The sequence below is a fragment of the Streptosporangium sp. NPDC005286 genome (genome assembly GCF_040607515.1).
Lineage (GTDB): Bacteria > Actinomycetota > Actinomycetes > Streptosporangiales > Streptosporangiaceae > Streptosporangium.
Genome location: NZ_JBEXGU010000107.1, coordinates 1 through 13,372 on the forward strand (window position 1 = coordinate 1; position 13,372 = coordinate 13,372).

Consider the following 13,372-nt stretch of genomic DNA (forward strand, 5'->3'; position numbering starts at 1 on the left):
CGTCCGGAAAGCGCGCTGTCCTCTGTGGAGCGTCCCGAAGGGCCATAGGCCGTGCGTACCAACCTGAACCATCACCTCACCGACCAGCTGACCGGCGTCCGTAATCTGGGCATCCTCGCCCATGTCGATGCGGGCAAGACCACCATCACCGAACGGATCCTGTACATCACCGGCGCCACCTACAAGCGTGGCGAGGTACATGACGGGACGACCGTCACCGACTTCGACTCCCAGGAACGCGATCGCGGGATCACCATCTTCGCCGCGGCGGTGAGCTGCGCCTGGGACGGCCACCGGATCAATCTGATCGACACACCGGGTCACGTCGACTTCTCCGACGAGGTGGAGCGCTCGCTGCGGGTGCTCGACGGCGCGATCGCGGTGTTCGACGGTGTCGCCGGAGTCGAACCGCAGAGCGAGTCGGTGTGGCGGCAGGCCGACCGGTACGGAGTGCCGCGGATCGCCTTCGTCAACAAGCTGGATCGCGCCGGTGCCGACCTCGACACGGCGGCCGAGTCGATCCGCGAGCGGTTGCGGGTGGTCCCGCTGGTGGTCCAGCTGCCGATCGGACGCGAGGACGGGTTCACCGGAGTGGTGGATCTGCTGCGCATGCGATCGCTGGTCTGGACCGGCGATCGCGACACGCCCAGGGAGGGCACGGTGCCGGACACCCTGCGGGAGGAGGCGTACCGGCGCCGCCGGCTGCTGGAGGAGGCGGTGGCCGAACTGCATCCGATGGCGCTGGAGGAGTTCTGCGCGGAGTCGGCGATCTCCGCGCAGACCCTCGCCGTCGCGCTGCGCGACCTGACCCGTACGGGTGAGGGCGTGCCGGTGCTGTGCGGATCGGCCTACCGCAACCGCGGGATCGAACCGCTGCTGGACGCCGTCACGGCCTACCTGCCCTCGCCGACGAACGTGCCGGCGGTACGCGGCACCTGGGACGGCGCGGTGCGGGAGCGGGCCGCCGACCCGGCGGCGCCGTTCGCCGCGCTGGCTTTCAAGGTGAGTTCGACCGCCACCGGGCGGCTGACCTACCTGCGGGTGTACTCGGGGACGATCAGAAGGGGAGACGCGGTGCTGGACGCCGGCGCGCGGCGCACCGAGCGGGTCGGCCGCATCCTGCGGGTACAGGCCGACCGGCACACGGAGGTGGACCTGGCGGTGGCCGGGGACATCGTCGCGGTGGTCGGGTTGAAGGCGGTCCGCACCGGTGCCACCCTGTGCGCCCCCGCGGAGCCGTTGCTCTTCGAACCACCGAGTGTGGCCGATCCGGTGGTCTCCATGGCGGTCGAGGCCCGGAGGAGCACCGATACCGACCGCTTCGCGTCGGCGCTGGCCCGGCTGGCCGAGGAGGATCCCTCGCTGGTGGTCAGGACCGACCCCGAGACCGGCCAGACGGTGCTGTCGGGGATGGGGGAACTGCATCTGGAGGTCGCGGTGGAGAAGATCCGCCGTACCCACGGGCTCGATGTCAGCGCCGGCCGGCCACAGGTGGCCTACCGGGAGACGGTCGTCCGCGGGGTGTCCGGGCTGCTGTACCGGCACGTCAAGCAGGAGGGAGGCGCCGGTCAGTTCGCCCACGTCGTCCTTGACGTGGAGCCGCTGGACGCCACCGGCGGCGCGGTGGACTTCGTGTTCCACTCGACCGTCGTCGGTGGACGGGTACCGCGGGAGTACGTCCGGGCGGTGGAGGCCGGTTGCCGGGATGCCCTGGTCGAGGGGCCACTCGGCGGGCATCCGGTGATCGGCCTGCGGGTCACGCTGACCGACGGAGCCACCCATGCCAAGGACTCCTCGGAGATGGCGTTCCGGACGGCAGGCCGGCTCGCGCTGCGGGAGGCGCTGCGGACCGGCGTGATGGCGTTGCTGGAACCGCTGGCCGAGGTCACGGTCACCGTGCCGGACGACGCCATCGGCGGGGTGCTGGGCGATCTGTCGGCACGGCGCGGCCGGGTCTCCGGCTCGACCGCGCGGGCAGGCACAGTGGTGATCACCGCGACCGTGCCGCTGGCCGAGCTGTTCGGCTACGCGACCCGGCTGCGCAGCCGCACCCAGGGCAGGGGAACCTTCACCACCCGGCCCAGCGGGTACGCCCCGGTGCCGAGCACGGTGTCATACGGGACGCCGTCCCGGTAGAGCCCGGGGGTGGCCCCGCCCGCACACGGGCGGGGCCAGGCCGATTCATGCCGATCTCGGCACCACCGACTCGCTGCGCGGGCACTGTCGGCGCCGGGTGAACGGTGACCTCCAGCACCTACTACGCCACCTGGAGCCGTCAGGCTGGGGGCGAGGGACCGGGTGTGGCCCCGGCGCTTGAGGCCTCGCTATCCGCAGTTGCCGAAGGTCTTGCGGCCGCCGGTCGCCTCGGCGTAGTCCAGCCGGGTGTCTCGGGTGCTGCCCCAGTACGAGACGCACTTGCCACGGGCCTTCAGCTTGACCGGCCCGGCGTAGTACTTGAACTTGCCCGCGTCGGTCTTCGGCTTGCTGCCCTCCACCGTCAGGGTGGCGGTGGTGTAGGTGGCGGTCCGGTAGAAGGCGGTCTTGATACTGACCACGCAGTTGTAACCGGTGCTGCGGTTGTACATGAGGTAGACGTAGCCGAAGGTGTCACGTCCGGACTTGAGGGGGCGGGTGCCGTCCTTCACCCGGGTGAACCCCGCCCCGCAGACGCCCTCGGGAGTGTAGGGGGCGGAGGCCGCGTACGCCGTGTAGGCCGGGTTGGCCGCGAGAACGCCGGCGGCTAGGGCCGCCACGGCGATGACCTTCGTAACAGATCTGATCACTTGTCTACCCTTCGACGGGGGCTGCGGCCCCACAGCGGATCAACCCGTCGATCTTGGCTTACTCCTCTACTTTCCGGCAATGGGCACCGGGATGAGGCCTGGCCGACGGGTCGGGGTCTGAGGAACGTTGGCACCGGATCGTGCGCTAAGCCCTCTCAGAGCAGGTCAGCGCTGTACAGCTCCTCCTCGGATCGAGTGAAGGGGTGGAAGATCACCGGCCGCGCGGCGCACAAGTTCCCCTCAGGCTGTAAGAAATGGCGCGGTCCGCTCACTTCCCTGGTACTGGCGCACTTAAGGGAAGGGAGGACGCATGATCGAACCTGGTCCTCGGGACCGGTTCACCGTCTTGTACGGCTCCTGCTATTCGAGCGTGTACGCGTACGCGGTCAGCTGTGCGGGACGACAGCTCGCGGAGGAGGTGGCGAGTGAGACATTCTGCGTCGCGTGGCGGCGGATCGACGACGTGCCGGATGAGGCCCTCCCGTGGCTACTCGGCGTTGCCCGTAACGTGCTGCGCGAGTCGTACCGTGCAGAGGCTCGGCGTCAGTCGCTGGAGAACGAGCTGTCGACGTGGGGCTCGGTCACGGAGTTGACGGCGCGCGACGTCGCCGATTCGGTGACCGAGAGGGCAGCCGTTTTGCGGGGGCTCGCTGCACTCTCCGATGGTGATCGTGAAGTGCTCACGCTGGTCGCCTGGCATGGGCTGCGGGCCGTGGACGCGGCGAAGGTCGTCGGCTGCTCCACCGCCACGTTCTTTGTCCGGTTGCACCGTGCCCGGCGCAGGCTGGAGCGTGCGATGGCCGCTGAGCCCGACGCGATCACCGGCGCCGCCGTGTTCCCCTCCGAATCGCTGGCATCCATGAAGGAGTCAACCCGGTGAAGAAGACCGATGTGATGAAGTCGCTCTCTGGCGCTCGTCCCGCTTCGCTCAAGCCGGTGGACGATCCGGAACGGCTCGACCGGATCATCGCCGCCGCGACCACCCGGCCGTCCACGGTCTCGGTCGTCCCCCGTCGTGGCCGCATCAAGCCGGGCTGGGGATTGGGCACGGCGGGAGTGGTGGCGGCGGGGCTCGCGGTGGCCGTGACCCTGGTGCCCGGCGGTGCCGGCGACCGGTCCGCCGAGCCCGCCGCGCGCGGTCTGCTGCTCGCCGCAGCGGAGCAGACCGTGAAAGTGCCGACCGTCGCCGGCCGGTACTGGCATACCCGGGGTGTGAACTCGGGCGGTTTGTTCAGCGGAAGGTCATCGCATGGCGTTTGCCGAGATGAGACGTGGGTGGCGAAGTCGCCCAAGGATCCGAGTTGGTGGATAGTCCACTCCTGGACCCGATTGGACGCCGTCAAGGGCGCGGAACCCCCCAAGGAGGGCGAGTTCAGCTCGGATCAAGCTCATTTCACCTGCGCCCGCGGCAACCGGGCGTTGAGCGATGAGACAGGCAAGACGCCTTACGCCAGTCGGCTGAACGATTTTGCCAAGCCGGGGTCGAGCTGGCCCAACGTCAACGGCAAGGCGGTCTCCGTCGCCGATATCGAGCGCCTGCCCACCGAACCGGAGGCGCTGAAAGAGGTCCTGATCCAGTGGCAGGGTCCTGGGATGAGCGACAAGAGACGAGATGAGATCCTGTTTGAGCAGGCGGCCGAGCTGCTGCTCGAACTGCCTGCCCCTTCCGGGGTCAGGGCGGCGCTGTTTCGGCTGATGGCCGATCTGCCCGAGGTCCGTTCCCTCGGCGGCGTACGGGACCCGCTGGGCCGTGACGCGGTAGGAGTCGCGTTGCGAAGCTGCGAGCCCAGCTACGGTACTGAGACGCAGGTCCTGTTCGACAAGGACACCGGGCGCCTGCTGTCGGTCGGTAGGTCGGTCGGCGAGCAGGGCTGTGCAGACCTTCGACCGGCCGGTTGGAGCGCCGTTCTGGAGTCGGACTGGACCGACGAATCACCGAAGGCGCCGGCGGACCACGCCTGACCCAATCGCCACCCGGCCCCGGCCTTCTCGTCCGAACGAGAGCCGGGGCCGCTCCCGCAGCCGCTGGCAGAAAGGCGCCGGTCCGTGCCCCGCCGGCGTCCATGATCGGGAGGCGCGTCGCCGCCGCCGAGACGCCGTTCTGACTGGGTGCGGAGGTCGCCGCCCAGTGGGCCAAGGAGCGCAGGTCGAAGGTGACCTTCGACATCGAACCGCTCGGCCGGATGGTCAAGCTGACCGTCGTCCACGACGGCTTCGACCCCGGCAGCACCCTGCTGGAGGGCGTCGGCGAGGGATGGCCGCACATCCTGTCCGGCCTCAAGACGCTGCTGGAGACCGGCGAGCCCCTTCCCGGCGAGGGTGACTGATTCAGCGGGTCTCCGCCCGGCGTGCGCGGGCCGCCAGGGTCAGTACCTCGTCGAGTGGCCACTGGTCGTAGGCGTGCTCGCCGTACCCGCACGCGACCACCCGGCCGTCGGGGGCGATCAGGAAGTCGGCGGGGAGTCCGAGCCGCCCGCCGCGCGGCCGGATGGACGGTAGGCGCTCCTGCCCGCGGGCGGCCGTCCAGAGACCGCGTACGACGGCCAGGACGATCGTCGCCCAGACCCGGGGGTCGAGCAGCGCGCGGGGCGCCTGTTCCACGCCGAACTCCGCGTACAGCTTCTTGTCCGGGTCGGCGACGACGGCGAACGGCAGGCCCGTGGCGTGCTCGGCCAGTTCCTCGGCGGGGGAGTGGAACACCACCACCTCGCGGATTCCGGCGGCCTCGATCTCGGCGTGCCGGGTGACGAAGGAGCGCAGGTGCAGGTTGCAGACCGGGCAGCCGGCGAAGCGCCGGAACTGCAGGTGAACGAGATGGTCCCGGTCCGGGACGGGGGCCGCGGGGCCGGTGACGGAGGACAGTTCGCGGGCGGAGACGGTGGAGCCAGGCTGGAGACGCATCGGAACCCCCTCGTAGGCGTACGGCATACACCTACGATTGTAGGCGTATGCCGTACACTTTCAACCGCCATGCCGCGCCCGCGCTCGCTCACCCAGGACCAGATCGCCGCCGCCGCCCTCGCCGTCATCGACCGCGACGGCCTCGCGGCCCTGTCGATGCGCGCGGTCGCCACGGAGCTCGGCATGAGCGCGATGGCGCTCTACCGCTATGTCGGCGACCGCCAGGAAGTGGAAGGGCTCGTGGTCGAGCTGGTGCTCGGCGGCGTCGACGTCTCACCGCCGCCGGGGACGTCATGGCGCGAACGGGTCACCACACTGGTCGGCAGGTTGCGCGACCAGGTGGGCGCGCACCCGCACGTCGTGCCGCTGACGATGACCCATCGGCACCGTTCCGCGGGGGTGCTGCGCTGGTCGGAGGCGGTGCTCGGCATCCTCACCGAGGCCGGCCTGGCGGGTGCGGACCGGGTCATCGCGCTGCGCGGCCTGCTGAGCTACGTGATCGGCGCGGTCCAGCTGGAGCATCTGGGCCCGCTGTCGGGCGCGGGCACGACCGTTATCGCCGGGCTCGCCCCTGCCGACTTCCCGTATATGGCCGAGACGGCTGGTCACGCGCGTCTCGTCGGCGTCGACGAGGAGTTCTACGGCGGCCTCGCCATCGTGCTGCGCGGGATGTGCGATAACTGATCAGGGCAGGTGGCGGGTGGCGTGAGAGGTTCCGGCAGGAGGGGGCGTCCATCCGCCGCGGTCGTCCCGGCCGGGCCGTGCCCGCGGTGGCCTTCGACGGCGGGGCGGTTCGCGGGGATTGTCGGAGCACTCTGATAGACGTGGCCCATGGGTGTGAGTGTTGGTGAATTCCTGGAGATGCTCGACAGGCTTCCCGAGGTTCAGCAGAGCGACTCCGGCAGCTGGACCTCGCTGAAGGTCCGGGGCAAGGGTTTCGGCTACATCTGGGGAGACACGGAGACCGTGGGTCTCAAGGCGACGATCGATGAGCAGATCGCGCTGGTGGCGGAGCGGCCGGAGGTGTTCGAGGTCCAGTTCACCGCGGGCCGGTTCGGCTGGATCGTGGTGCACCTCGCGAAGATCGATCCGGATGAGCTGTTCGAGCTGGTCACCGAGGCGTGGTGCCTGACGGCCCCCAAGCGGCTGGTCGACGCGCACGAGGCCGGGCGGTAGTTCTGCGACATGTCGGGGGCCGGCCCGTGATCTCGCGGACCGGTTGGCCGGTCCACGACTTCATGTCGTGGGTGCCGTGACGTTCCTCAACGGAAGTACCGGTCCGGGACGCCGCATGTTCGTGGCCCGCGCCGAGGAACGGAGCCGCCCACGCTCCTGTCAGTTGTCGATCCCCGCCCCGCCTCTGTTGTCGGGAGCCCTGTTGTCGCTGATGCCGCCACCGATACCGACCTTGCCGCGGCCGCGGCCGCGGCCGCCGCCGATGCCGACACCGTCACCGTCACCGCCGATGTTGCCGTGGTCGCCGCCGTGACCGCGCCGGGCGCGGCACCTCTCGGGGTGCCTGTGCTTGTGGCAGGGCTTCTGGGCGGAGGTGAGAGTGGTCGAGGCGTTCGAGGTCACGGTGTCCGCGACGGCGGACGGAGCCGGCGTCGTCACGGGGGCGAGGAGGGCGGAGGCCGTCATCGTCCCGGCTGCGAGAGCGTTCCTGACCTTGATCATCGCATCTCCTCGCGGGTGGAGATCTCCAGCTCTGGCTCTGGGAGAAAGCGTGGTCGGGCATGGTGTCCGGCGGTGACGATGCCCGAGCGGTCGGCACGGCAGGGAACCTGTTCCCACGGTAAGCGGAGGGACCCGAGGCGGTCGGTCACAGGACTTCAAAACCTCGGGGCGGTCCGATGACCCGCCGGTGGCGGACAGGAACCGGAAGGGGGCTTCTCGTCACGCCGAGTTATGACTCCCCCCTCGGGGCTGATCCTGCGGACAAGTGAGTCGCTTCCATGTAATATGCGATTCGCCATAGTTACTCGCCAGTAGTGTCGTTGCTGACGCAAGCTCCTGCCGGTCTTCGACGTCAGAAAGGTGTTCATGTTCGACGGCTCGCTCGTCGCGGGTGCGGCTGCCGGCCCCCGCCGGGCAGGGTCGGGTGCGCATGAGCGACAGCCGCGAAAGGAATCAGTCATGCCCACGCTCGACCGTCAGGACGACGTCTTCATCCTCGACATCGGAGACACCGAGAACCGTTTCCACCCCGACTGGATCGCCTCCGTCAACGCCGCGCTGGACGAGGTGGAGAAGGCGGAGGGGCCCCGTGCCCTGGTGACCGTCGCGACCGGCAAGTTCTTCTCCAACGGCCTGGACCTGGACTGGCTGTTCGCCCATGCCGACCGGCACCAGGACTACGTGGTCAGCATCCACGAGCTCCTGGCGCGGATGCTGGCCCTGCCGATGGTCACCGTGGCCGCCCTGCAGGGGCACACCTTCGCGGCCGGCGCCATGTTCTCTCTGGCCCACGACTTCCGCGTGATGCGCGCCGACCGGGGCTACTGGTGCCTGCCGGAAGCCGACATCAACATCCCGTTCACCCCGGGTATGTCCGCGCTGATCCAGGCTCGGCTGGCCCCGCAGACCGCGCACGAGGCGATGACCACCGCACGTCGCTACGGCGGCCATGACGCCCTGGCCGCCGCCATCGTCGACCGCGCGGTGGACGAGGACGCCGTGCGGCAGACCGCCATGGAGATCGCTCGCGCCCAGACGGCCAAGAGCGGCCCCACCCTCGGCACCATCAAGACCCGCATGTACGGGCCCGCCATGGAGAGGCTGCGGGAGAAGGACAATCCCCTCGGCTGAGCGGTCGAGGTCCGGCGGCCGGACGCTCACCGGGGAGGGCGTCGTCCAGGCCCGCCGTGGCACGGATATCGCCGGCAGGCGGGGACCCTTCGGCCGGAGGATCCCCGTCCGAGCGGTTCTCAGCGCTTGTTCACCCGCAGGGACACGATCGTGCCCGGGGGGAGGGTGGCGGTGGAGGTGGCCCCCGCGGGCTGCCATGGGCCCACGTTGTAGACGTATCCGACGGCCGGGTTGACGTGGAGGACGGTCACGGCGACCTGATGCTCTCCGGTGCCGCTCGCGCAGTAGCTGGAAACCGTCGATCCCGCTACCTGGGTGGTGCAGTTGTCCGGGATCGCGTGGGCGGTGGAGGCCGTGCTCATCAGAATGGCGGTGGTGAGCAGTGCGGTACTGGAAAGGGCCGTGGCCCACTTCCTTGGTTTCACGTGTGCTTCCTCCGTGGTTCTCGGTGCGGCGGAAGTGTCCCGCAGAGTTTCCTTTAGGAAACTTTCCTATAGAAAAAGATACCTGCCTGCAAGAACGAGTCAATAGCCACCTGTGACGCTGCCGTCCCCTTCAGTGCGGGACACCGGCTCCGAAAGCGGTGTGCCGGGTGGACGAGGCCACGACCCGGCCCGCGACGACGACGTGGTGGGGCGGCGAGTGCCGGGTCAGAGCCTCGCGAAGGGTCCGCCCCTCAAGGACGACGAGGTCGGCGGGAGCCCCGGGTTCCAGACGGTGGGCGGGCAGGCCGACGACCCGCGCGGCATCGACGGTCACCATGTCGTACAGCCGTTCCAGGGCGGCGTCGGTGCGGGCGTCGAGCAGGTGCGCGGCCAGGAACGCCACCTCCAGCAGGTTGTGCCGCCCGAACGGATAGTAGGCGTCCTCGATGTCGTCCTGCCCCAGTGCGACCGGAACCCCGGCGTCGGCCAGCTCGAAGACCGGTAGATGGAGCGGTCCGGTGTGCGGGTCGCTGACGAAACCGAGCCCCGCCGCACGGCACAGTCCGGCCAGGCGCCGCAGGTACGGCTCGGGATAGAGCGCCATCGCCCGCGCGTGCTGGGCGCTGCCACGCCCGATCATGTTCCGCTCCAGCAGCTCCCGCGCGAGCATCTCGGTCGTCCGCAGCCCCGGGTCTCCGGCGTCGTCGACCAGCATGGCGACGCGCAGCCCGTGCCGCCGCGCGAGATCGACCATGCGTCGTACGTGCTCGGCGGCGTCGGCGTCGGTCCACTCGATCCACGGGATGCCGCCCACCACGTCGGCGCCGAGCCGTACGGCCTCGGTGACCAGCTCCTCGGTGCCGGGCTCGCGGAGCAGGCCGTCCTGCGGGAACGCCACCACCCGCACGTCGACCACGCCGCGGAACTCCTCGCGCAGCGCCAGCAGCGCCTCCACCCCGGTCAGCCCCGCTGCCGGATCGATGTCGGCGAATGCCTGCACGGCCCGGACACCGTGCCGCACGGACTCCACCAGCACCGGCCGGGCCCGCTCCAGGACGGCCTCCCGCGTCTGACCGGCCTTGACGGCGGCGGCCGTCTCGATGGCGCCCATCGCGGCCCCCATGGTGCCGTCGGTGTACTCCGACAGCGCGGCGGGACCGGCCGCGTCGAGGGTGTGCGCCTTGCACAGGTGCAGGTGGGCGTCCACGAAGGGCTCGGTGACCAGGGCGCCGTCGGCATCGATGGTCACCTCGGTCGCCGGGCCGAGATCGGGGTCGTCCTCGGCGACGAGGCTGAGCAGCCCGCCTGTCGCCGCCAGCGACCACCTGCCGGGACGGCCACGGAGGGAGGCGTTGCGGATGAGGAGATCTGGGGTGTCCATACGACAGCACGGTAGAAGCGCACCCACGAGATCCGGGACGGCCAGACCTGCCAAGCCGCGTGCCGCGAGCGGCTACCCGGAGTATCTGGGTGTTTACGAAATTCGATCGAAGTCCTGCGAGCTACCTGGTCGTACAGTGAAGATATGGGCATGCTGACTGTCGAGATCGACTCAGACACGGAGAAGATCCTCTCCGAACTGACTTCCGAGGGCAGGTCCGCCACCGATGTGATCCGCGAGGCGATCCGTATCGCAGGACGACTGCGCTGGCTGGAACAGGCCCGTGCCGATGCGGAGAGACTGGCCAACGATCCGGACGATCTGGCCGAGATCCGAGCGATCCAGCGCGAGTTCGGTGATTCGGATGCGTGGTGACGTCTACCGGATACGTGCTCCTCGTGACGCGGTCGGCCATGAACAACGTGGCGAACGTTTCGCGGTGGTGCTGCAATCGGATGCCTTCACCAGGCTCTCCACCTTGGTCGTCGCGCCAACTTCGACGAGTGCGGGTCCTGCGGTCTTCCGCCCCGAGATCGAACTGAACGGCAAGATGACTCGCGTACTCATCGATCAGATGAGATCCACGGATGTCTTCCGGCTCGGAGACTTTGCCGGCCGCCTCGACCCAAGTGAGATCCATGAGGTCGGCAGGACACTGCATGGCTTCCTCGGTCTGTTCTGTAGCAGATAGCAGGGAGATGTGGCAGATCGCTCACTTATTTCGGAGCAGCAGATACGTCCCACATAGTGGGCAATGAGATTGTCCGTCAGTCGACGGGGGTCACGTCGCGGATGATCCGGCCCACCAGGTAGAGCGCCGGGTCCACGTCCATCGCAACGCGGCGGGGAGAGTCCCAGTACTCCTGGTTCCGCTCCCGGAAGCTCTCCGGCCCGTCGTACGAGAGCACCCAGATGAACTGGTTCCGCTCGTGATCCAGCCAGGCGCCGTGGACCTCGAACCCGAATTCGCGGCGGAGCGGCACGACCAGCGAGTGCCACTTCTCCACCCATTCCTCCAGCAGGCCCTCCTGGATCGTGTAGATGCGATGCTGAAAGGTCCTGGCCATGTCGTCGCCTTCCGTCTCGGGTCGGATACGGGGCCGCCTGCGATGAAGATCGTACGACTACCGGGCCGGATCACGCGCGGGGCCACTCCGGCCTGATCCAGACCCGACGCGAGGTCGGGAGCAGAAGATCGGCTTACCCCGGGTTCGGGATGAAGGTTTCACGGTTCGTTGACATGTGGTGTTGCCATCCGCTGACGCGGACGTGTTCGCTCAGGTGAGCGGTGCGCAAACGCCAACGGCGGCAAGTGCCTCAACACCAAGGACAACTCGACCTCCTCCGGCGCCCTCGTACAGCAGAACTCCTGCGACTCGGTGGCGACCAAGCAGTGGCGGCCAGCCCGGCCTCGGTGAACTCGGTCTCCACCCCGTGCTCGTCGGTATCTGCGGCATCCGGTAGTCAAGGTGCCCACACATCGGAGGGAAGGCCCTGGCGAACCTTCCCCTTCCAGGGGTCACCTGGGTCTGCGGCTCAGCTGGGTGCTGCGGCCTCGATCGCCTGCTTCATCTCCACTGCGCCGCGTTCGATGCGAATGCGGATCTCGGCGGCCTGCCCGTGTGGCAGCACGTTGGTAGTCCAGATCAGCCGGCCCGCTCCGGCACCCTCCGGGCGAACTTCAAACGAGGCGTGGTGGTGTTCGAGCGGGGGCCTGGCGCCTTCAACAACGGAATAGGCCAGGCAGCGGGAATCATCATCGATCGCGACAATCAGCTCGCGGATGACGTGTCCATCGGGAAAGGTCAGGAACCGCTGATCGCCCTCCAGGCGGGTGTCCATGACACGGCCCGGCAGCAGGCGCTCGTGCACGGCTCCGACATCGCGCAGCACATCCCAGATGTGCTCAGGGGACGCGTCGATGACGATCTCGTGGCGGATGGAGGCCATGATGTCGGGAACTCCTCTTGGGGTGGGGTAGCTCCCTAGCCGGCAGGCAAGGAAGGCGACCCATGGCTGGCATCTTCTTCGGCTGCCCTGGGCACCACGCCCGGCGCAGACCAGAACAGCCGTATCCGTCCTGTGACGGCTGCGAACCTGTACTCGCGTTCAGCTCTGTACGGCCCTCGGCACACCGACACCAACCACTCGCGATGCCGCCGCCGCGGACACCTCGCCGCGGAAGCGGGCCTCGTGATAGCCGCGCACGGTGCGACGGGTCTGTTCCTGAGCTGTCGTGGTCATGGCTGCTGTCCGATCTGGCGCAGGTGATCGGCGAGGCGATGCTGGTTGGCGGCCAGCCGCAGGCACAGGTCGCGCAGAACGACCAGTTCTTCGGGAGCGAACCCGTGGAACATCGCCCGCATGGCAAGCTGCGACGGCCTGCGGAACGCCTCCATCCACGCCCGCCCGGCAGGTGTGATCTCGGCCAGAACCGAACGTCGATCCTTCGGGTCGGCGACCCGGCGGGCCAGCCCGTCGTGCTCTAGCGTGTCGACCAAGCCGGTGACATTGCGGGAGCTGACCCCGGCGGCCCGGGCCAACTCGCCGATGCTGATGCCCTGCTCGCTGCTGTTGAGGCGGATCAGCAGGTCGAGCGCGCCCGCGCTGACCCCCCGTCCCTGGGAGCCGTGGGCGCGCATGCGCTCGACGGCATGGTTGGCGGTGCGGACGGCGGCGCCTGCCTCGAAGGTGAGCAGGTCTCCGTCGTCATCGGTGAACTGGGTCATCGCGGCCCTGACCCGAGGGTCGTAGAGGAAGCCGTCAGGGTCGCTCTCGTAGATTGTTACGTCCTTCATTATGAAGGAGGATAATAGTACGTGCTTCCAGTCTTTGCTATCCGTTGCTTGACGCCCACTCTCGTGTAGATCGACAAGGGCCGCCACCGGGATCTTCCTCACCGGCAGGACCGACCTCGTCGGCACGATCGGCCGTGCCATCCCGTGGCCTTTCGCGGAGCGCTGTCCCCGGTGGCCTTGCCTGGGCCGGGACGCGTGTTCGCCGGCGGGGCCGGCCAGGGGCGAACGGCGACCGGCCGCCGAGGTGGGTGCCTGGGCGGCCGGGAGTGTCGGAGG

General features: G+C 68.9%; 17 protein-coding genes and 1 pseudogene. 10 read left to right on the plus strand and 8 right to left on the minus strand.

The genetic code is table 11. The annotated features are described in order from the left end of the window. The first annotated feature begins 51 nt into the window (after window positions 1–51). Entirely contained in the window at window positions 52–2,136 is a 2,085-nt protein-coding gene (gene fusA / locus ABZU75_RS30700) for an elongation factor G (protein WP_355561647.1), read from the plus strand. A 188-nt stretch (window positions 2,137–2,324) separates the two neighbouring features. On the opposite strand, the gene ABZU75_RS30705 is transcribed toward fusA, so the two are convergent. Next, the gene (locus tag ABZU75_RS30705) at window positions 2,325–2,783 is read right to left on the minus strand and encodes a hypothetical protein (RefSeq protein WP_355561650.1); all 459 of its coding nucleotides are present in this window, start codon (window positions 2,781–2,783) and stop codon (window positions 2,325–2,327) included. Between the two features lie 310 nt (window positions 2,784–3,093). On the opposite strand from ABZU75_RS30705, the gene ABZU75_RS30710 reads away from it, so the two are divergent. The 3 genes from ABZU75_RS30710 to ABZU75_RS30720 all read left to right on the plus strand — a co-directional run bounded on the left by ABZU75_RS30710 (window position 3,094) and on the right by ABZU75_RS30720 (window position 5,110). Continuing rightward, window positions 3,094–3,663, plus strand: a complete 570-nt coding sequence (locus ABZU75_RS30710) for an RNA polymerase sigma factor (RefSeq protein ID WP_355561653.1) — start codon at window positions 3,094–3,096, stop codon at window positions 3,661–3,663. Next, window positions 3,660–4,745, plus strand: a complete 1,086-nt coding sequence (locus ABZU75_RS30715; RefSeq protein ID WP_355561656.1) for a CU044_5270 family protein — start codon at window positions 3,660–3,662, stop codon at window positions 4,743–4,745. The genes ABZU75_RS30710 and ABZU75_RS30715 overlap by 4 nt, the downstream gene beginning before the upstream one ends. 191 nt (window positions 4,746–4,936) lie before the next feature. Next, the gene (locus ABZU75_RS30720) at window positions 4,937–5,110 is read left to right on the plus strand and encodes an SRPBCC domain-containing protein (protein ID WP_355561659.1); all 174 of its coding nucleotides are present in this window, start codon (window positions 4,937–4,939) and stop codon (window positions 5,108–5,110) included. A gap of 1 nt (window position 5,111) precedes the next feature. On the opposite strand, the gene ABZU75_RS30725 is transcribed toward ABZU75_RS30720, so the two are convergent. Continuing rightward, window positions 5,112–5,684 carry a peroxiredoxin-like family protein gene (locus ABZU75_RS30725; protein WP_355561662.1) on the minus strand — a complete coding sequence of 191 codons (573 nt, stop codon included), beginning with the start codon at window positions 5,682–5,684 and terminating at the stop codon, window positions 5,112–5,114. A gap of 69 nt (window positions 5,685–5,753) precedes the next feature. Between ABZU75_RS30725 and ABZU75_RS30730 the strand changes: the two genes are divergently transcribed. Beyond that, window positions 5,754–6,368 (plus strand): TetR/AcrR family transcriptional regulator, encoded by a 615-nt coding sequence (locus ABZU75_RS30730; protein WP_355561665.1) that lies wholly within the window; start codon window positions 5,754–5,756, stop codon window positions 6,366–6,368. Between the two features lie 147 nt (window positions 6,369–6,515). Beyond that, window positions 6,516–6,860, plus strand: a complete 345-nt coding sequence (locus ABZU75_RS30735) for an MmcQ/YjbR family DNA-binding protein (protein ID WP_350923449.1) — start codon at window positions 6,516–6,518, stop codon at window positions 6,858–6,860. Between the two features lie 159 nt (window positions 6,861–7,019). On the opposite strand, the gene ABZU75_RS30740 is transcribed toward ABZU75_RS30735, so the two are convergent. Beyond that, window positions 7,020–7,361 (minus strand): hypothetical protein, encoded by a 342-nt coding sequence (locus tag ABZU75_RS30740; RefSeq protein ID WP_355561669.1) that lies wholly within the window; start codon window positions 7,359–7,361, stop codon window positions 7,020–7,022. Window positions 7,362–7,820: 459 nt separating this feature from the next. Between ABZU75_RS30740 and ABZU75_RS30745 the strand changes: the two genes are divergently transcribed. Next, entirely contained in the window at window positions 7,821–8,492 is a 672-nt protein-coding gene (locus ABZU75_RS30745) for an enoyl-CoA hydratase-related protein (RefSeq protein ID WP_355561672.1), read from the plus strand. Between the two features lie 119 nt (window positions 8,493–8,611). Here ABZU75_RS30745 and ABZU75_RS30750 read toward each other — a convergent pair whose 3' ends face one another. Together ABZU75_RS30750 and ABZU75_RS30755 are read right to left on the minus strand one after the other, a co-directional pair. Further along, window positions 8,612–8,917 carry a hypothetical protein gene (locus ABZU75_RS30750; RefSeq protein WP_355561675.1) on the minus strand — a complete coding sequence of 102 codons (306 nt, stop codon included), beginning with the start codon at window positions 8,915–8,917 and terminating at the stop codon, window positions 8,612–8,614. A 130-nt stretch (window positions 8,918–9,047) separates the two neighbouring features. After that, window positions 9,048–10,298 (minus strand): amidohydrolase family protein, encoded by a 1,251-nt coding sequence (locus ABZU75_RS30755; RefSeq protein WP_355561678.1) that lies wholly within the window; start codon window positions 10,296–10,298, stop codon window positions 9,048–9,050. 150 nt (window positions 10,299–10,448) lie between these two features. Between ABZU75_RS30755 and ABZU75_RS30760 the strand changes: the two genes are divergently transcribed. Together ABZU75_RS30760 and ABZU75_RS30765 are read left to right on the plus strand one after the other, a co-directional pair. Further along, window positions 10,449–10,673 carry a hypothetical protein gene (locus ABZU75_RS30760; RefSeq protein WP_355561680.1) on the plus strand — a complete coding sequence of 75 codons (225 nt, stop codon included), beginning with the start codon at window positions 10,449–10,451 and terminating at the stop codon, window positions 10,671–10,673. Next, window positions 10,663–10,989, plus strand: a complete 327-nt coding sequence (locus ABZU75_RS30765) for a type II toxin-antitoxin system PemK/MazF family toxin (protein ID WP_355561682.1) — start codon at window positions 10,663–10,665, stop codon at window positions 10,987–10,989. The genes ABZU75_RS30760 and ABZU75_RS30765 overlap by 11 nt, the downstream gene beginning before the upstream one ends. Before the next feature lie 76 nt (window positions 10,990–11,065). Here ABZU75_RS30765 and ABZU75_RS30770 read toward each other — a convergent pair whose 3' ends face one another. Continuing rightward, window positions 11,066–11,365, minus strand: coding sequence for an NIPSNAP family protein (locus tag ABZU75_RS30770; protein WP_355561685.1), 300 nt, complete (start codon window positions 11,363–11,365; stop codon window positions 11,066–11,068). 237 nt (window positions 11,366–11,602) lie between these two features. Between ABZU75_RS30770 and ABZU75_RS30775 the strand changes: the two are divergent. After that, window positions 11,603–11,716: pseudogene (locus tag ABZU75_RS30775) on the plus strand (hypothetical protein); the annotation flags it as partial. A 118-nt stretch (window positions 11,717–11,834) separates the two neighbouring features. On the opposite strand, the gene ABZU75_RS30780 reads toward ABZU75_RS30775, so the two are convergent. Then, complete coding sequence (locus tag ABZU75_RS30780) at window positions 11,835–12,248, minus strand: SRPBCC family protein (RefSeq protein WP_355561688.1); 414 nt, start codon at window positions 12,246–12,248, stop codon at window positions 11,835–11,837. A gap of 290 nt (window positions 12,249–12,538) precedes the next feature. After that, entirely contained in the window at window positions 12,539–13,096 is a 558-nt protein-coding gene (locus tag ABZU75_RS30785; protein WP_355561691.1) for a MarR family transcriptional regulator, read from the minus strand. Window positions 13,097–13,372: the final 276 nt, after the last annotated feature.